The sequence below is a fragment of the Cereibacter changlensis JA139 genome (assembly GCF_003034985.1).
GTDB lineage: Bacteria > Pseudomonadota > Alphaproteobacteria > Rhodobacterales > Rhodobacteraceae > Cereibacter > Cereibacter changlensis.
In genome coordinates, this window is record NZ_PZKG01000014.1 from 39,765 (window position 1) to 57,098 (window position 17,334).

The following is a 17,334-nucleotide window of genomic DNA, read 5'->3' on the forward strand; positions in this document are numbered from 1 at the left end:
GCGCTCAGCGCAGCCGGACCTGCGACCGGGCCGAGCGCCCCTCGGCATCGATCACCGAGAGCGTGAGGAACCCGGGCCCCGGCAGCGCCAGCATCGCCTCGCGCCCGCGCTGCGCCACGGCGACCGGCACGCCATCCGCAAGCCAGGTGAAGGGCCCCGCCCCGCCGCGCACCCGCACCAGCAGCGCGCCGTCGTTCAGCTCCACCTCGGCCCCGTCGGGCGGGAAGGCCACGGCAGGGGCATCGGCGGCAGGCGCGAAGGCCGCCATGCGCGAGCGGAACCGGCGCAGCGGCTGCGGCAGTTCGGCGTTGGAGACCATCAGCGTCGCGGGCGGCGCCGGGCTGAGTGGCTCCAGCTGCGGCTTCAGCCGGGCGAAGGCGCGGAACAGCACCGGCGCCGCCAGATCGGCGCCGAACACCCCCGGCACCGGCGTGCCATCGGCCCGGCCCAGCCAGACCCCGATGACATGCCGCCCGTCAAAGCCGATGGCCCAGGCATCGCGGTGGCCGTAGCTGGTGCCGGTCTTGTAGGCCAGCCGGTTCAGCGGCGCCCCCGGCGGCGGCGCGAGACCCGAGAGGATATCGCCCACCTGCCACGCCGCGACCTCCGACAGCACCCGCTCGCCCGGCAGGGCCTCGCCCGTCACCCGCAGCGGCAGCGCCACGCCGCCGCGCGCGAGGGCGGCGTAGATCTGCACCATGTCCTCCAGCGTCACGCCGACGCCGCCCAAAGCCACCGCCAGCCCCGGCTGCCCGCCCGGCACCACCGCCTCCACCCCGGCGCGGCGCATGGCGGCCAACAGTTTCGCCGGACCGAGCGCATCGGTCAGCGCCACCACCGGGATGTTCAGCGACAATTGCAGCGCCTCGCGCACCCTTATGTCGCCGCGGAACACCCGGTCGAAGTTCTGCGGCGTGTAGCCACCGAAGCTGGTCGGCCGGTCCTCCACCAGCGTCTCGGGATGGGCAAGGCCCTCGTCGAAGGCGAGCCCGTAGATCAAGGGCTTCAGCGTCGAGCCCGGGCTGCGCAGCGCCCGCGTCATGTCGACGAAGCCCTGCCGCGCATCGCCCTGATAGGCGGCGGACCCGACCGAGGCGAGGATCTCGCCCGTGCGGTGATCGGCCACCACCATCGCCACCTGCAGCCGCGTGCCGCGCCCGGCGACGGTCTGGGCCGCCAGCTCCTCCATCTTGCGCTGCAGCGGCGCGTCCAGCGTCAGCTGATGCCGCCCGACGCCCGGCGCGGCCAGCCGCATCCGGTCGGCGAGATGCGGGGCGAGCGCCGGGAAGGGCCGGCGCGCCGTCGGCACCGCCTCGCGCTCCGCCGCATCAGCCTGTTCGGCGTCGATCAGCCCGTCACCCACCGCCCGCGCCAGAACTCGGGTGCGCGCCGCCTCGGCCCGCCCGGGGGCGCGGTCGGGGCGGCGGCCTTCGGGCGATTGCGGGATCGCCACCAGCAGCGCCGCCTCGGCCGGGGTCAGCCGCCCCGGCTCCTTGCCGAAATAGGCGATGCTCGCCGCCCGCACCCCTTCGAGATTGCCGCCGAAGGGCGCGAGCAGCAGATAGAGCGACAGGATCTCGTCCTTGCCGAGCCGCCGCTCCAAAGCCAGCGCCACCCGCATCTGCCGCAGCTTGCCTGCAACCTTGCCGGTCCCGCTCTCCTCCAGCAGCCGCGCCACCTGCATCGTCAGCGTCGAGCCGCCCGAGATCACCCGCCCGTTCCAAAGCGCCTGCCCCACCGCCCGCGCCATCGCCCGAAGGTCGATGCCCGGATGCTGGCGAAACCGCTTGTCCTCGTAATTCACCAGCATGGCGAGATAGCCCGCGTCCACCGCCCCCGGCGTCACCGCCATGCGCCAGCGCCCGTCGGCTACCGTATAGGCACGCAAGAGGCTGCCGTCGCGCGCCACCACCTCGACCGAGGTTTCCAGCGCCAAGGGCGGCAGGTCGGTGCGGGCGATCCAGCCCGTCACCCCGTCCTGCACCACGGCGGCGAGCCAGAGCCCCGCCGCCGCCGCGATGAACCAGCGCGCCCGCATCACTCGGTGACGGTGACGGTTCCGGCGTCGGTCCGGGCGCGGAAGTCGGGCTGATACATGTCCTCGACCGAGGCCGCGGCATGGTGGAAGGTTCCGGGCGAGACGGCGCGGACGATATAGGCCAGCTTGAACGGCGCGCCATCGGTGCGGTCCAGCGCGGTCAGGAAGCGATCCTGCCGGAACTCGCTATGCGCGACCTCCTCCTCGACCCCGAGCCAGTCGAGCGACGAGACCGAGCCCGCGCGCAAGAGGTTCGGGTTGTCGATCTCGAAGCCCGCGGGCAGCGGGTCCGACACCATCAGCCGCGCCTCGCCCGTGCCGAAGGGCGTCACCTCCAGCACCGTCACCAGCCGGGTGCCGACGGCGACACCCGAGGGCGAGACCGCCTCGCCCTCCAGCGTGTAATAGCTGCGCTTGATCGCATAGCCATTGCCCCCCGCCGGCTCCGGCTCGGCCGGCACGCCATAGGTGGTGACGGTCAGGAAGGTATCGGCGCCGTTGTTCTTCACCTCCACCGGCGCACCGCTGTCGTCGAGCATCCGCACCAAGGGCCCGGTCGGCGCCACGCCGTCGATGGTCACATCGGTATCGGGCCGGTCAATCAGCGCATTGGCCGCCAGGAGCGCCCATGTCGTCTCCTGCGTCGAGAGCGGGCCGTCGTTGGTGGCGATCCGGTCGGTCAGCACGCCGCGGTCCACCGCCTGCGAGCCCGCCTCCACCGCCAGCGTCAACAGCGCCGCCGCATCGCGGAAGTTGGTGCCGTAATCGGCGCGGAACACCTGCGCCGTCTCCTCGGCCATCAGCCCCGCCATGCGGATGCCCGCCTTGCGGAACATCGCATCGGCCCGGGTCTGGTCGCCATAGCTCGCCAGCGCCGCGCCGAGCTGCGCCTGCGCGATGGGCGTGGCGAAGGCATCGCCCTTCACATCGGCATAGTAGCGCAGGTCGCCGACCGCCGCCGCGCCCTCGCGCGCCAGCACCATCAGCGCATAGGCCAAGGCCTCGCCGCCGGTCTCGAAATCGGCGGTGTAGTTCACCTGATTGCGCAGGTTGTCGAGCGCCGAGCGGAAGGCCTGATCCGGCACCGCATGGCCCTGCGCCTTGGCGCGCGACAGGAAGTCGGTGACGTAGGCATCGAGCCACATGTCGCCCGAAGACGGGTTCCACAGCCCGAAGGCGCCTTCCGCCGTCTGGTTGGTCAGCACCTCGGCAATCGCCTCGTCGATGCGCTGGCCGATGGTTCCGGCCCCCTGCAGCTGCATCGCCTGCGCCACCTGATCGTAATAGATCAGCGGCAGCGCCTTGGAGGTGATCTGCTCGGTGCAGCCATAGGGATAGCGGTCGAGACTGGCCAGCAGCCCCGGCGCGTTCAGCCGGGCGATCGGCCCCACCGCCAGTGTCGCCTTGCCCGAGCCGGGCACAAGACCGGCGAAGACATTGGAGTCGAAGGTGAAGCTCTGCCCGCGGGCCAGATCGAAGCGGGTGATCCGCGCCACCTCTGGGTCATTGGCCTGCACCGGGATCGTCAGATGCTTGGTCAGCTGCCGGCCATCCGGCGTGGTCAGCGCCACGTCGATGCTTTGCAGACCCACATCACCCGCCGTGATCGGCACGGCGAAGGTGACCTTGCCCTTCTCGGTGATCTCGAAGCCCGAGGGCGCCGCGCCGATGCTCAGCCCCTGCGCCGAGACATCCATCCCGACCCGGCCCACCGGCCCGGTGGCATGGACGATCTCCAAGAGCATCCGGCTCTCGTCGCCCGGCGACAGGAAGCGCGGCACCGAGGCCGTCACCACCACCGGATCGCGCACCAGCACATCGGCCTCGGCCTTGCCGACACCCTTGCCCGACCAGACCACCGCCATCACCCGCACCGTGCCGTTGAAGGAGGGCAGATCGAAGCTAGCGCGGGCGTAGCCATCGGCCCCCACCGTTACCGGGCCGGTGAAATAGGCCACCAGCTCCTCGGTCGGCGGCGGGGCCTGCAGGCGGCCCTTGGCCCCGGCATCGCCGCCCGAGCGCACCGTGCCCTGCGCCCCATTCAGCCCGTCGATCAGCCGCCCGTAGACATCGCGGATGCCGACGCCGAGCTTGCGCTGGCCGAAATAGTGATCGTCCGGATCGGGCGAGGTGAAGCCGGTCAGGTTCAGGATGCCGACATCGACGGCAGCGATGGTGGCATAGGCGGTATCGCCCTCGGTCAAACCGTCCACCTTCACCGCCACCTCCAGCGGCCCGCGCGGCGCGGCTTCGGGCGCGGTCTCCACCGTCGCCGTCAGACGGCGCGCGCCGGGATCGATGGCGGCATGGGCCAGACCCATCGCCCGCGTCGGGTTGCGCCCCGCCGCCACATCCATCGGTCGCAGCACCGAGGCCGTCACATAGACCCCCGCGCCCCAGTCATCCGTCACCGGCAGCGAGATCAGGTTCTCGCCCTCCTTGACCTCGACCGCCTGCATGGCGACCAGCCGGTTCGACAGCACGGTCACCAGCGCCGTCCCCGCCGCGCGCGGCACCAGCCGCAACTCGGCCGTCTCGCCCGGCCTGTAGGCGGGCTTGTCCAGCGACAGTTCCAGCGTGTCGGGGGTGGAGGTCACGTCGGCGGGCGCATACCAGCCCGCAGAAAAGGTGGTGGAGGTCGCGGCGGGCTGGCCGTCGGTCCGCTCCACCAGCAGCTCGTATTCGCCCCATTTCACCGCGCCGGAGATCTGCACCGGCTCGGCCCCCAGCGTCGCCTCGCCTTCGGCCACGATGCTGCGGCTGACGATCGGCTCCCAGTTCCAGTTGCCGTATTGCTGATACCATTGATAGTCGGTCTCGATCCGGGTCAGCACCCATTTCACCGGCATCGGCGCCGGCGCCTGATCCGGCCCGACGCCGATCAGCTGGAAGCGCGCGTCAGAGCCCTCGCCCACCACGCCGTCGAAAAGGGGCTTCACCCCGATCATCGGCGCGGTCGGGGTGATCGGCTGCACCAGCTGCCGCTCCACCGGACGGCCCGAGCCTTCGGTGACGCGGGCGGTCACCTGCATCTCCAAGGGGCGCGCCGGGTCTGTCACCTCGGGCAGCGCCAGCGCGACGGTCGCCGTGCCGGCGTCATCGGTGCGCTCGCCGCCGAAGGAGGCCATCTGCGCGTTGAAGGGCTCGTCATGCCGCCCGAAACGGTAGCCGGGGAAGGCGGCAAGGCCCTTGGCCTCGCGCAGCAGCACCTCGCCCTCGATCCCCAGATCGGCCCCCGGCGCGCCGAAGAGATAGCGCGCGTCGAGCGTCAGTTCCGGGCTGTCCTCCAGCCGCACCTCTGGCTGCGACAGCGCCAGCGCAAAGTCGATCCGTTCCGGCAGGAAATCCTCGACGAGGAAGGTCTGGCTCGCCAGCGCCTCGGCCTCCAGATCGGCCAGCACCTCCAGCCGCCAGACGCCGCGCGGCGCCGTGCCCGCGATCGGCAGGTCGAACACATGCCCGCCCGCGCCGCCATCCTCGGCCAGCGCGCGCGCATATTCCACGCCGTCGGGCCGGGTCAGCACCGCCGTCAGCGGCAGTCCCGGAATTGCCTGCGCCTGCGCGTCGCGGGTCAGGGCGGTGACATGCACCGTCTCGCCCGCGCGATAGGCGCCTCGGTCGGTGGTCAGGAAGACATCGACCGGCGGCGCGGGCTCGTGCCCCTCGACGCCGCGGTCGGACAGATCGAACTCCGGATCGGTCAGCGACAGGAAGGCGAGATCGCTGTCGCCTTCGCGCACCACGACCAGCGCCGGATCGGCGCCATTGGCGCCCCGCGTCAGACCGGGGGCGAAACTGGCATAGCCCATCGCATCGGTGGTCGTCGTCGCCAGCACCGCATTGGCGCGCGACACCAGATCGACCGTCACCCCCTCTTTCGCCGCCGCCGTCCCGAGGCTGCGCACGAAGACATGCAGCCCGTCCACCCCCGACATGGTGGTGATCCCCAGATCCGAGATCACGAACCACTGCCAGGCCGCGGGGGTCTCGTATTCATCCACCCCCGGCACCGCCGCCTTCAGCGCATAGATCCCCGCCGAAAGCCCCTCGATCGCCTCGTCCATCGGCAGGCGGGTGGTGACGTCGCGGTTCACCTCCATCCCCACCTCGGCGCTGCCCTTCCAGAGCTCCTCGCCGACCTGCGACGAAAAGCCCTCGACCTGATACTGCGCCAGCGGCCGGGCGAAGTAATCGTCCTGGATGGTGCGCAACAGGTTGCGATCCGACACGCGGTAGAGCGTCAGGTCCAGCTTGGCGGTGTTCACCGTCTCCACCGGAATCGCGGCGCTTTCGGCGCGCGGCAGGATATAGGCGCGGCTCGGGAAGCGGGCGCCGGGGCTGCGGTCGCGGACATAGACGTTCAGCGCCACCGATTTCAGCAGCCCCTGCCCGTCCGCCGCCGGAAGCCCCTCGCGGAAGGTCAGCGCATAGCGCGCGCCATGCGCCATGCCGCCGACGCAGAGCTGGCGATAGCCGCCCCTCTCCACCGTCAGCCCGGCCTCGGGCAGTTGCACATAGCTGGAATAATCGACGCCCGACTCGGCCAGATCCTCCGAGAAGGTGGCGCAGACGCGGGGCCGGACGGAATCGGCCTGCACCTCGTGCTCCAGCACCCGGAAGCCGTATTTCCCGGCGGCATCCTCCAGCAGCGCCGCCGTATCGTCGCGCGGCTGGATGCGCTGCGCCAGCCGCAGCGCCAGAACCTTGTCGCGACCGCGGTCGATGGCCTCGGCGGCCTCGCCCAGCATCACCAGCGCGCTGTGGCGCAGCCCGTCGGGCTCGGCGCGCAGATAGCCGTTGATCGCGGCGTTGAACGCCCGCTCGCGGAAGGCGCGCTGGTTCTGGCCCTCGGGTGCGCCCGCCGCCAGCAGCAGCCGCGCATATTCGACCCAGCCATCCGCCCGATCCTCGGCATTCAGCGCCGCCCCGGCGAAGTTGCTGGCCAGCGCGACATCGCCATTGGCCTCGGCCTCCCGCGCTGATTGCAGATGCTCCGCCGCGCTCCAGCCATTGGTGGTGTGCAGCTTGCCGAGGCCCCTGGCCTGCTCGGTCGCCTGCGACATGTCATAGTCGGACAGGAAGCCCAGATCGGCCCGCCGCGCCATGGCCCGGGCCTGCACCGCAGGATCGGCCTTCACCACCAGCCCGGACAGCGCGCCCTGGAAGAAGACCGGCGCGCCGGGGTCGGATTTCGGGAAGCAGGAGCCGTTGCGCGAATTGAAGGTGAAGGCGGTGCAGCTTTCATTGGTGGCGCAGGCGCGCTCGCAGCCCTCCAGCGTGGTGTCGAGCAGCGTCGCCAGATCGCCACCCGGCAGGTCGGCGTCGGCGCTGAGGTTGAAGCGCTGCGCCGGCACCAGATCCTGCGGCAGCGCCACCGTGGGCAGCACCAGCCCGAGAGAAACAATCGCCGTCCTGAAAATCGACCGCATCACGCTATTTCCTCCACCAATGCGCGGATGCTGTCACCACCCCCCCGTTTTGGCAAGCGACTCGCACCGCCCTTTCCTCCGGGGGTTGTGCGGCCCGTCGGCATTTACCGCCGGTTCATCTCGCTGTCGCAGACTGTGCAGGAGCGGCCGGCGACGTGCGACCGGCGGGCAACGGATCGGGACTTCGCCGGATGGACATCGCGGAACGGCTGGCGCGGGAACGCCGCGCGCGACTCGCCGCCGAGCGCCTGTTGGAACACAAGCAGCGCGAGCTCTTCGCCGCCAATGAAAAGCTGGCGCTGCACGCCCGCGCCCTGTCGGAGCAGATCGTCGAGCAGCGCAGCGTGGTCCGCAACGCCCTGTCCGAGGCCGAGGCGCTGAAAGGCCAGAACAGCCGCTTCCTCGGCGATCTGGAACGGGCGCATACCGCGGCGGTGATGGCCGAACGCCGGCTCTGGGATTCGATCGAGACGATCCGCGACGGCTTCGCGGTCTTCGATTCCGCGCAGCGGCTGGTGGCGGCGAACCGGGCCTATCTCTCGGCCTTCGAGGGGGTGCAGATCGCCCCCGGCCTGCCCTATGCCGACCTGCTGCGCCATCTCGCCGGGTCAGGCCGCGTCGCGCTGGACGACGGCCCCGACGCCTGGTGCGCCGCCATGCTGGCGCGATGGGAGACCGACAGCCCCGACCCCGTGGTGCTGCGGCTGACCAGCGGCAGCTGGCTGCAGCTGGAGGACCGGCGGGCGCGCGACGGCGACATGGTCTGCCTCGCCGTCGACATCACCGAGCAGATGCGGCTGCGGGCGGCGATCGAGGCTGTTCCCGACGGTTTCGTGCTGTTCGACCGCAACGACCGGCTGCTCCTGTGCAACAGCCGCTACCGCGAGATCTACCCCTGCGCCGCCCCCGCCATGCAGCCGGGCGCCAGCTTCGAAAGCATCCTGCGCTACGGGCTGGCGCATGGCCAGAGCCCCGAGGTGACGGATCCGGAAGCCTGGCTGGCCGAGCGGCTGGCGCGCTACCGCCACCCCGGCGAGGCCGCCGAATACGAGATGGCGAACGGCCGCTGGCTGCGGGTGCTGGACCAGGCGACGCCCGACGGCGGAAGGGTCGGCCTGAGGATGGACATCACCGAGTTGAAGGAGCAGCAGGCGGCGCTCGACGCCGCCCGGCTCGCCGCCGAGGCCGCCAACCGGGCGAAATCGGCCTTCCTCGCCAACATGAGCCACGAGATCCGCACCCCGATGAACGGCGTGGTCGGCATGGCCGAACTGCTCTGCGACACGACGCTGACCGGCGACCAGCGGCTGTTCGCCGAGACCATCCGGTCCTCGGGCGAGGCGCTTCTGGTCATCATCAACGACATCCTCGATTACTCGAAGATCGAGGCCGGCCGGCTGACCCTGCATCCCGAGCCCTTCGACCTGGAGCGCACGATCCACGAGGTCGCCATGCTGCTGCAACCCCGCGCCCGGGCGCAGGGGATCGACCTCATCGTGCATTTCGACATGGCGCTGCCGACCCGCTACATCGGCGATCCGGGGCGGCTGCGGCAGGTGCTGACCAACCTCGTCGGCAATGCGGTGAAGTTCACCGCCAAGGGTCATGTGACGATCCGCGTGCTCGGCGGCGAGGCCGGGCCGGGGCTGGAGGAGCTGCATGTCACGGTGGAAGACACCGGCATCGGCATCGCGCCGGAGCACCTCGCGCATATCTTCGGCGAGTTCAACCAGCTGGAGACCGGCAGCAACCGCAAGTTCGAGGGCACCGGCCTCGGCCTCGCCATCAGCCGGCGGCTGGTCGAGATGATGCAGGGCGAGATCTGGGTGGACAGCACGGCGGGCCGCGGCTCCTGCTTCGGCTTCCGGCTGACGCTGCCGGTGGCCGATGACGCCGCGGCCCCGCCTGTCGCCGGAGCGCTGACCCGGGCGCTGGTGGTGGACGACCGCTTCCTCGAGCGCACCATCCTCGAGCGGCAACTGACCGCCTGCGGCATCCGCGCCACGCTCTGCCGCTCCGGCCCCGACGCGCTGGCCGAACTGGCGCGCGACGGGCCCTTCGACCTGGTGCTCACCGATCACGAGATGCCGGGGATGGACGGCTGCGACCTGGCCGAGGCGCTGCGCGCCGGCGGCTGGACCATGCCGCTGCTGCTGCTCTCCTCCAACCCCGCCGCGCCCCGCGTCGCCGAGACCCGGAGTCTGTTCGCCGCGGTGCTGCAGAAGCCGCTGCTGCGCTCCGACCTCTACCGCCAGCTGCAGCGGCTCTCCGCCCCGCCGGAACCGGAGCCCGCGCCGCCGCCCGAACCGGGGGCGCGGCGGATGCGGGTGCTGGCGGCCGAGGACAACCGCACCAACCAGCTGGTCTTCGCCAAGATGCTGCGCGGCCTGCCGATCGAGATCACCTTCGCCGCCAATGGCGCCGAGGCGGTGGCGCTGTACCGCAGCCTCGCCCCCGACCTGATCTTCATGGACATCTCGATGCCCGAGATGGACGGGCGCGAGGCGGCGCGGGCGATCCGCCGGCTGGAGGCCGGCCGCGCCCGCGTTCCGATCGTCGCTCTGACCGCCCATGCGATGGAGGGCGACGCCGAGGGCATCCTCGCCGCCGGGATCGACCGCTACCTGACCAAGCCGCTCCGCAAATCGGCCATCCTCGAGGCGCTGACCCTCTACCGCCCCGAAGACGCCTGCGATCTGGCGCCGCTCCGCCCGGATGACGCCGCCTGACCGCTCAGCGTGGCCGGCGGCGGGCGATCACCGGCCCGGCGTCCTGCGCGGCGATCCGGTCGATGGCGGTCCGCGTCTCCTCGACCACCACCTGCATGAACTGGCCGGTGGCATGGATCATCCGGGTCGCGTCGACGATCATCGCCACATGGCCCTTCCAGAACAGCAGGTCGCCGCGCCGCAGCTCGGCCTCCGCCACCTCCTCGCCGATGGCCTGCTGCAGGTCGCTGTCGCCGGGACAGGCGATGCCGCAGGCCAGCAGCGCCGCCTGCACCAGTCCCGAGCAGTCGATGCCGCTGCGGCTGTTGCCGCCCCAGAGATAGGGCGTGCCGAGAAACAGCATCGCCGCCTCGACCGGATCGGCGAAGACCTCGCCCAGCGGCCGCAGGTGCTGGGTCGGGACATGACCCTCCGTGGTCTCGCTGAAGATCCCCGCCGCGCCGGTCACGGTCAGCCGCGCGCCGAAGCTGAGCCCGGCACGCTCCGGCGCCTGCACCCGCGCCGCGCTGTAGAGATGCGTCGCCGGCGCCGCGACCCAATGGGTCGGCGCCCCGGGCGCCGCCAGCGCCGCCTCGGCGACATAGCCGCAGAACCCGTCCTTCTCGGCCCGACCGAAGGCGAAGCCCTCGTGCCGGTCGATCACCAGAAAGCCGTCGCCCAGCAGCAACTGCCGGTCCCGCGCCCCGCCCGGGGCCGCCAGCAGGTCGACCAGCGGCAGCGACACCTGCGCCGGCTCGCCGGCGGTGAAGCGGGGCGCCTCGATCTGGCCGCGCAGGCTGTCATGCGCGGCGCGGGCATTGGCCGGGGTGGTGCGCCGGTCCATCACAGCGCCAGGATCCGCGGCAGCGCGGTCAGGATCGCCCGCGCGCCCTGCCCCACGCCGCCCTTCGGCCGGGCCGGCTGGTCGGCAGGCGTGTGGCCATAGATGTCGAAATGCATGTAGCGCGGCGTCTCGACGAAGCGGCGCAGGAACAGCGCGGCGGTGATCGACCCGGCGAAGCCGCCGGAGGGCGCGTTGTCGAGATCGGCGATGCCCGGCTCGATCATCGCCTCATAGGGTTGCCAGAAGGGCAGCCGCCAGACCGGGTCGCAGGCGACGGGGGCCGCGGCCTGCAGCGCCTCGGCCATCGGCTCGTCATCGGTGAAGAAGGGCGCGAGGTCCGGCCCCACCGCGACCCGGGCCGCGCCGGTCAGCGTCGCCATCGAGATCAGCACATCGGGCGTCTCCTCATCCGCCAGCGCCAGCGCATCGGCGAGGATCAGCCGCCCCTCGGCGTCGGTGTTGTTCACCTCCACCGTCAGCCCCTTGCGCGAGGTCAGGATGTCGCGCGGCCGCATCGCGCTGCCGGAAATGGCATTCTCCACCGCCGGGACGAGGACGCGCAGCCGCAGCGGCAGGTCCAGCTGCATGATCATCTGCGCCAGCCCCATCACCGTGGCGGCGCCGCCCATGTCCTTCTTCATCAAGAGCATGCCGGCGCTCGGCTTGATGTCCAGCCCGCCGGTGTCGAAGCAGACCCCCTTGCCGACCAGCGTCAGCTTCGGCCCGCGGCTGCCCCAGCGCAGCTCCAGCAGCCGCGGCGCGCGCGGCGAGGCGCGGCCGACGGCATGGATCATCGGCAGGTTCTGCGCCAGCAGATCCTCGCCGCGGATCACCGAGGTCTCCGCCCCGAAACGCGCGGCCAGCGCCAAGAACTCCTCCTCCAACTCCTGCGGGCCGAGGTCGGAGGCGGGCGTGTCGATCAGCCGGCGGGTCAGGAACTCGCCCTCGGCCATGGCGAGGATCCGCGCCGCATCGCATCCCTCCGGCAACTTCAGCCGGGGTTGCGGCGCCGGCTTTGTCTTGCGGTAGCGGTCGAAGCTGTAGCCCGCCAGCAGGAAGCCGAGCGCCGCCTCCTCCGCCTGCGCCGGGCTGAGCGCGCCGGTCAGATGCCAGTCGCCCGCCGGCAGGCCCTTGTAGCCGCGGGCAAGCCCGAAACGGCTGCGGGCGCGGATCGCAGCCGTGCCATGGCCCAGCACCGCCGCCGCCACCCCGCCATCCGGCGCCGGGATCAGCCGCAGCTCGCCCAAGCCAGCCTCGAAGCCGGTCGCCGCCAGCCAGGCCTGCACCGCATCGCTCTGCCCGGCGCGCCAGGAGGCGAGGTCGTCGACGGCGACGACATGCAGCGGGCGCGACGGGGCGGCGGGATCGGCGAAAGACAGGGCCATGGGCAGGTTCCGGTTCCAGGGAGATCGCCGCGGAGCCTAGCCATTCCGCCGCCGCCCGCAAGGCCGGAAGCGGTCTCAGACCCGCTGGTCCAGCGGCGGTCGGTCGCCGGCCAGCGACTGCTCGGCCACCCGGATCAGCCGAGCCCAGACCGCGGCGAAGGCGGTGCCGTCGCCGGTCTCGGCACATCTGCGCGCGTCGCAGGCCACATGACCGAGGCTGACCATGCCCAGATGCTCCGACATCCGCTGCAGCCGGCGCAGCTGCCGCCCGAGATCCGCCACATCCTGCGCCTGCACCCGCGCCGCAAGCCCGGAGAGGATCAGCGTCAGCTCGCCCAGGGCGCGGCCGATCGCCTGCTCCGCCGCCGGAGCGCCCATCTCGCGGCAGATCGCGGCGATCTGTTCGGCATCCTGACATACACGCTCCTTCGGCTGGAGAGCCGTTATGCTGCAATCCATCACACCCGTCCTCACGTCACACCCGGCGCGAGGATGCGCCGCCGCGCTGAAGAAAAGGTTTCCGCTCCCGCAAGAAACCTCTCGAATTTTCCCCGCTTGCGGCCTAATCAGACGAGCCGGACAATGATGCAGAGGTTGCGAGATGGAACAGGCCAAACCCCTTCCAAGCTATCTGATCCAGCGCTTTCACGGCTGGCGGGCAACCACCTATGCCGGCAACAAGGCCTGGTACCGGCGGCTGGCCGAGAGCGGGCAGCATCCGCGGGCCATGGTGATCTCCTGCTGCGACAGCCGGGTGCATGTCACCTCGATCTTCGGGGCCGACGAGGGCGAGTTCTTCATCCACCGCAACATCGCCAATCTGGTGCCGCCCTACAGCCCGGATGGCGAGGCTCACGGGACCTCGGCGGCGGTGGAATATGCGGTCACGGCGCTGAAGGTGGCGCATATCGTGGTGCTGGGGCATTCAAACTGCGGCGGGGTGAAGGGCTGCCACGACATGTGTTCGGGGATCGCGCCGGAGCTGGAGCTGCGGTCGAGCTTCGTCGGGCGCTGGATGGACATCCTGCGGCCCGGCTATCAGCGGGTCGAGCATGTCCCGGCCGAGGCGCGGCTGGCGGCGCTGGAGAAGGAGGCGGTGCTGGTCAGCCTCGAGAACCTGATGACCTTCCCCTTCGTGAAGGAAGCCGTCGAGGCCGAGAAGATGACGCTGCACGGGCTCTGGACCAATGTCGGCGAGGGCGGGCTGGAGCAGTTCGTGCCGGGGTCGGGGTTCGTCGCCGTGTGATTTTCACGCGTGAAAATCGGGGGAAGTGTTTGGAACGGAACGGGTTTTTGGGTTCCGTTAGGGAGTGCTTAACCCTTTTGGGGTGAGGGAGGGTGCGCAATGAATGCGCACCCTACGGGGGAGACTCTGATCTTTCGCAGAAAGATCGTGGGCCGGACGCGCCTCCTCCGGCCCGCCGCTTGCGCGGCGGGCGTTCGAGGCTGACGATCCTCCACTGGAGGATCGTCCGGGCGCTTCTCACCCCTTCTTAAGACACCGGTTGCCGAGCACTTCGGCGATCTGCACCGCGTTCAGGGCCGCGCCCTTGCGCAGGTTGTCGGAGACGCACCAGAGGTTGATGCCGTTGTCGACCGTCGAATCCTGACGGATCCGGCTGATATAGGTGGCGTAGTCGCCGACGCATTCGACCGGGGTGATGTAGCCGCCGTTCTCGCGCTTGTCGATCACCATGACCCCGGGGGCCTCGCGCAGGATGTCGCGGGCCTCGTGCTCGTCGAGGAAATCCTCGAACTCGATGTTGATCGATTCCGAATGGCCGACGAAGACCGGCACGCGGACGCAGGTCGCGGTGACCTTGATCGACTTGTCGAGGATCTTCTTGGTCTCGGCCACCATCTTCCACTCTTCCTTGGTCGAGCCATCGTCGAGGAAGACGTCGATATGCGGGATCACGTTGAAGGCGATCTGCTTGGTGAACTTCGACGGCGCCACTTCCTGACCGGGGACGTAGAGGCCCTTGGTCTGGTCCCAGAGCTCGTCGATGCCTTCCTTGCCGGCGCCGGACACCGACTGGTAGGTCGAGACGACGACGCGCTTGATCCGGGCGCGGTCGTGCAGCGGCTTCAGCGCCACCACCATCTGCGCGGTCGAGCAGTTGGGGTTGGCGATGATCATCTTGTTCTTGTAGCCCTCGATCGCGTCGGCGTTCACTTCCGGCACGATCAGCGGCACGGCCGGGTCGTAGCGGTAGAGCGACGAGTTGTCGATCACCACGCAGCCCGAGGCGGCGGCCTTCGGCGCGTAGATCTTGGTGGCTTCCGAGCCGACCGCGAACAGCGCGATGTCCCAGCCGGTGAAGTCGAAGTTGTCGAGGTCCTTGGTCTTGACGGTCTTGTCGCCAAAGCTGATTTCAGTGCCCATGGATTTGCGGCTTGCCAGCGCGGCAATCTCATCCACCGGAAACTCGCGCTCGGCGAGGATGTTCAGCATTTCGCGGCCCACGTTGCCCGTGGCACCCACGACGACGACCCTGTAGCCCATCGGGGACTTCCTCTCGTGTGTTGTCGGAATGACGCGCCCGTTTAGCGCAACCGGCCCACGGGGGAAAGGGGTTTACGCCGGGTGATGCTTCAGGGTGAAGCGCGCGTCGGTGGCGATCAGGTTGCGCACGAAGGCCGCCTCGGCGGCGAAGTCATGCGGCGTCTGGTCGGCGCGGCGTCGTCCCGACAGCGATTGGCTGGCGAAGAAGTCGAAGCCGTAGAGCGTGACATGCGCCGCCTCGGACCGGGCCAGGAGGTCGATCAGCATGAGCCCGGTGGTCGGCGGGGCCTTCAGCCTGCGCTTCAGCGCCTCATAGGCCGGCAGAGGGTGCAGGTAGAAGCCGGGCCGCTTCACCACATGCCAGGGCAGGCGTTTCCTCTTGTGCGACATCCAGAGCGTGAGCTCGGGGTTCAGCCGGTCCAGCGCCTTCGCGTCGAGCGAGGTGGCCAGCGCCAGCACGTCGGTGCGGGCGCCATGCGAGACCGGCGAGGGCATCGGCGCGCGGTTGATGCGGATCACCGTCTGGGCGAGGTCGATCGAGGCGCCATGCGCCGCCCTGGCGAGGCCGCGCGCATTGCCGACCAGCGCGATGTTCTGCCCGGCGAAGCGCGCCAGCAGCGCCTCGGGCGCGATCGAGGCGGCGCGCAGCGGGGCCTCGCGGCGCAGGCTGCGGGCGAGAAGGAAGCCGAGGCGGTTCATGACGGATCATCCAGCAGGCGGCGGTAGAGGGCGATCAGCGCCGCCGCCTCGTCCTCGATGCGGAAGCCGGCGGTGACGCGGGCGCGGGCGGCGGCGGCTTTCTCCGCGCGGAGGGCGGGATCGTCGAGGAGGAGGGCGGCCTCGGCAGCCAGCGCCGGGATGTCGCCCGGATCGACCAGCGCGCCGGCGGCTTCGGTCACCAGTTCCTCGAAGGCGCCGACGCGGGTGGCGATGACGGGGACGCCGCAGGCCATCGCCTCCAGCGGGGTCAGGCCGAAGCCTTCCCAGCGCTGCGGGGCGATGTAGAGATCGAGGGCGCGGTACCAGTCGGGCATGGCGTCGACGCTGACTTCGGGCAGGAAGAGGATGCGGGCCTGCAGGCCCGCTTCGGTGACCTGTCGCTTGAGGTCATCGAGGAAGGGCTGATGCTTGTCGGTGGCGCGGCCCATGACGAGGGCGGTGGCGCCGGGGCGGGAGGGCAGGACCTGCAGCATGGCCTGCACGAAGGCGTCGGTGCCCTTCTGCGCGCGGATGCGGCCGTAGCAGCCGATCAGGGTGGCGTCGGGCAGGCCGAGTTTGTGGCGCAGCGCAGCGCGGTCTTCGGGCGGGCGGAAGCTTTCGGCGTCGATGCCGTGCAGGATGACGGTGGCGGGGCGCTCCAGATAGCGGGCGCTGCGCTGCGAGGTGGCGACGACCGCGTCCATCCGGGCGATGAGCCAGCGGGTGTAGCCGGAGTGCTTGCGCTGCGAGGCCGAGGTGAAGAGCAGTTTCAGCTTGCGGCGGCAGAGGTGTTTCAGGGCGAGGCCCAGGAGCATCTCGGTGTTGCGCCGGGCGTGCCAGACGCGCCAGCGGTCGCGCGGCAGGAAGGGGAGTGCCGCTAGCGGGATATGCGGCAGGCTGGCGGGCAGGCCGGGGCCGGTGGCGGCGATGCCGATCTGGCGCGCCTGCACCGGGACGAGCCGGGCGATCGTCGCCGTCACGCCGGAGAGCCGGCGCTTGAGGTTGGGGGCGATGACCTCGATCTGGGCGGCGGTGGCGGGCATCCGGACTCCTTGCCCTTCCGGAATAGCGCAGAAGGCGGGGGGGCGGAAGTCAGCCCGTGCTCAGTCGGTACGGTCTTGCGCGAAGGCGTAGACGGCGCAGCCGGCGAGGAGGGCCAGGGCAAAGAACAGGAAGAGCGCGGCGTAGGGGGCCTCCGGCGGGGTGGAGGGGGCGGCGTGGTGGATGCGGCCGGTGACGAATTGCGCGATGCCGGCGGCGCCGAGGCCGAAGAAGTTCAAGAGAGTCACGCCGCGGCCCATCAGCTGCGGCGGCACGAAGGCGCGGCCATGGGCGATGACCATGGGGAAGGAGGCGCCGAAGAGGCCGATGCCGGCGAAGAGCGCGAGGGTGCCGAGGCCGCCGGCGGTGGGGAAGGCCCAGAGGGCGAGCAGGCAGGCGGCGGTGGCGAGGTTGCCGCCGAGAATGACGCCCTTGCGGGTGCCCAAGGCACGGTCGAGCGGGCCGTAGGCGAAGTTGCCCGCGACCATGGCAAGGCCCATGACCAGCGTCGCGGCGCCGATCTGGGCGGCGGAGGCGGCGAAGACATCGGTGTAATAGGGCCCGATCCAGAGGCCGCGCAGGCCGGCGGCGGGGGCGTAGCAGACCACCATCATGACGAGCACCGGCCAGAGCGCGGGCATCCTGAGGAGGTCGAGGACCGAGCCCCTAGCGCCGCCCTCGGGT

The 17,334-nt window shown here is 70.7% G+C and carries 11 protein-coding genes; 2 read left to right on the forward strand and 9 right to left on the reverse strand.

The genetic code is table 11. The annotated features are described in order from the left end of the window. Nucleotides 1–4: 4 nt before the first annotated feature. Together pbpC and C5F48_RS05175 are read right to left on the reverse strand one after the other, a co-directional pair. A complete protein-coding gene (gene pbpC / locus C5F48_RS05170; protein WP_107662843.1) occupies nucleotides 5–2,041 on the reverse strand; it encodes a penicillin-binding protein 1C in 2,037 nt (678 codons plus the stop codon). Further along, nucleotides 2,038–7,467, reverse strand: a complete 5,430-nt coding sequence (locus C5F48_RS05175; protein ID WP_107662844.1) for an alpha-2-macroglobulin family protein — start codon at nucleotides 7,465–7,467, stop codon at nucleotides 2,038–2,040. The genes pbpC and C5F48_RS05175 overlap by 4 nt, the downstream gene beginning before the upstream one ends. Nucleotides 7,468–7,658: 191 nt before the next feature. Between C5F48_RS05175 and C5F48_RS05180 the strand changes: the two genes are divergently transcribed. Beyond that, the gene (locus C5F48_RS05180; RefSeq protein ID WP_107662845.1) at nucleotides 7,659–10,196 is read left to right on the forward strand and encodes a hybrid sensor histidine kinase/response regulator; all 2,538 of its coding nucleotides are present in this window, start codon (nucleotides 7,659–7,661) and stop codon (nucleotides 10,194–10,196) included. A 4-nt stretch (nucleotides 10,197–10,200) separates the two neighbouring features. Here C5F48_RS05180 and C5F48_RS05185 read toward each other — a convergent pair whose 3' ends face one another. The 3 genes from C5F48_RS05185 to C5F48_RS05195 form a co-directional block, all read right to left on the reverse strand. After that, complete coding sequence (locus tag C5F48_RS05185) at nucleotides 10,201–11,019, reverse strand: C40 family peptidase (RefSeq protein WP_107662846.1); 819 nt, start codon at nucleotides 11,017–11,019, stop codon at nucleotides 10,201–10,203. After that, complete coding sequence (locus C5F48_RS05190) at nucleotides 11,019–12,404, reverse strand: leucyl aminopeptidase family protein (protein WP_107662847.1); 1,386 nt, start codon at nucleotides 12,402–12,404, stop codon at nucleotides 11,019–11,021. The genes C5F48_RS05185 and C5F48_RS05190 overlap by 1 nt, the downstream gene beginning before the upstream one ends. A gap of 75 nt (nucleotides 12,405–12,479) precedes the next feature. Then, nucleotides 12,480–12,863, reverse strand: a complete 384-nt coding sequence (locus C5F48_RS05195) for a hypothetical protein (protein ID WP_107662848.1) — start codon at nucleotides 12,861–12,863, stop codon at nucleotides 12,480–12,482. A 142-nt stretch (nucleotides 12,864–13,005) separates the two neighbouring features. Between C5F48_RS05195 and C5F48_RS05200 the strand changes: the two genes are divergently transcribed. Further along, nucleotides 13,006–13,650, forward strand: a complete 645-nt coding sequence (locus C5F48_RS05200; RefSeq protein WP_107662849.1) for a carbonic anhydrase — start codon at nucleotides 13,006–13,008, stop codon at nucleotides 13,648–13,650. 237 nt (nucleotides 13,651–13,887) lie between these two features. Here the strand turns inward: C5F48_RS05200 and C5F48_RS05205 are convergent, their stop codons facing one another. The 4 genes from C5F48_RS05205 to C5F48_RS05220 all read right to left on the reverse strand — a co-directional run. After that, the gene (locus C5F48_RS05205; RefSeq protein ID WP_107662850.1) at nucleotides 13,888–14,910 is read right to left on the reverse strand and encodes an aspartate-semialdehyde dehydrogenase; all 1,023 of its coding nucleotides are present in this window, start codon (nucleotides 14,908–14,910) and stop codon (nucleotides 13,888–13,890) included. A gap of 72 nt (nucleotides 14,911–14,982) precedes the next feature. Beyond that, complete coding sequence (locus tag C5F48_RS05210; RefSeq protein WP_107662851.1) at nucleotides 14,983–15,609, reverse strand: glycosyltransferase family 29 protein; 627 nt, start codon at nucleotides 15,607–15,609, stop codon at nucleotides 14,983–14,985. Continuing rightward, nucleotides 15,606–16,652, reverse strand: coding sequence for a glycosyltransferase family 4 protein (locus C5F48_RS05215; RefSeq protein ID WP_107662852.1), 1,047 nt, complete (start codon nucleotides 16,650–16,652; stop codon nucleotides 15,606–15,608). The genes C5F48_RS05210 and C5F48_RS05215 overlap by 4 nt, the downstream gene beginning before the upstream one ends. 60 nt (nucleotides 16,653–16,712) lie before the next feature. Next, a partial coding sequence (locus C5F48_RS05220; RefSeq protein ID WP_373454327.1) for an MFS transporter occupies nucleotides 16,713–17,334 on the reverse strand: 622 nt, incomplete at its 5' end.

Bases quoted from the DNA above. Each gene is read 5' to 3' on its own strand.
- C5F48_RS05175 (WP_107662844.1), bottom strand. From the start codon at position 7,467: ATGCGGTCGATTTTCAGGACGGCGATTGTTTCTCTCGGGCTGGTGCTG.
- C5F48_RS05180 (WP_107662845.1), top strand. From the start codon at position 7,659: ATGGACATCGCGGAACGGCTGGCGCGGGAACGCCGCGCGCGACTCGCC.
- C5F48_RS05185 (WP_107662846.1), bottom strand. From the start codon at position 11,019: ATGGACCGGCGCACCACCCCGGCCAATGCCCGCGCCGCGCATGACAGC.
- C5F48_RS05190 (WP_107662847.1), bottom strand. From the start codon at position 12,404: ATGGCCCTGTCTTTCGCCGATCCCGCCGCCCCGTCGCGCCCGCTGCAT.
- C5F48_RS05195 (WP_107662848.1), bottom strand. From the start codon at position 12,863: ATGGATTGCAGCATAACGGCTCTCCAGCCGAAGGAGCGTGTATGTCAG.
- C5F48_RS05200 (WP_107662849.1), top strand. From the start codon at position 13,006: ATGGAACAGGCCAAACCCCTTCCAAGCTATCTGATCCAGCGCTTTCAC.
- C5F48_RS05205 (WP_107662850.1), bottom strand. From the start codon at position 14,910: ATGGGCTACAGGGTCGTCGTCGTGGGTGCCACGGGCAACGTGGGCCGC.
- C5F48_RS05210 (WP_107662851.1), bottom strand. From the start codon at position 15,609: ATGAACCGCCTCGGCTTCCTTCTCGCCCGCAGCCTGCGCCGCGAGGCC.
- C5F48_RS05215 (WP_107662852.1), bottom strand. From the start codon at position 16,652: ATGCCCGCCACCGCCGCCCAGATCGAGGTCATCGCCCCCAACCTCAAG.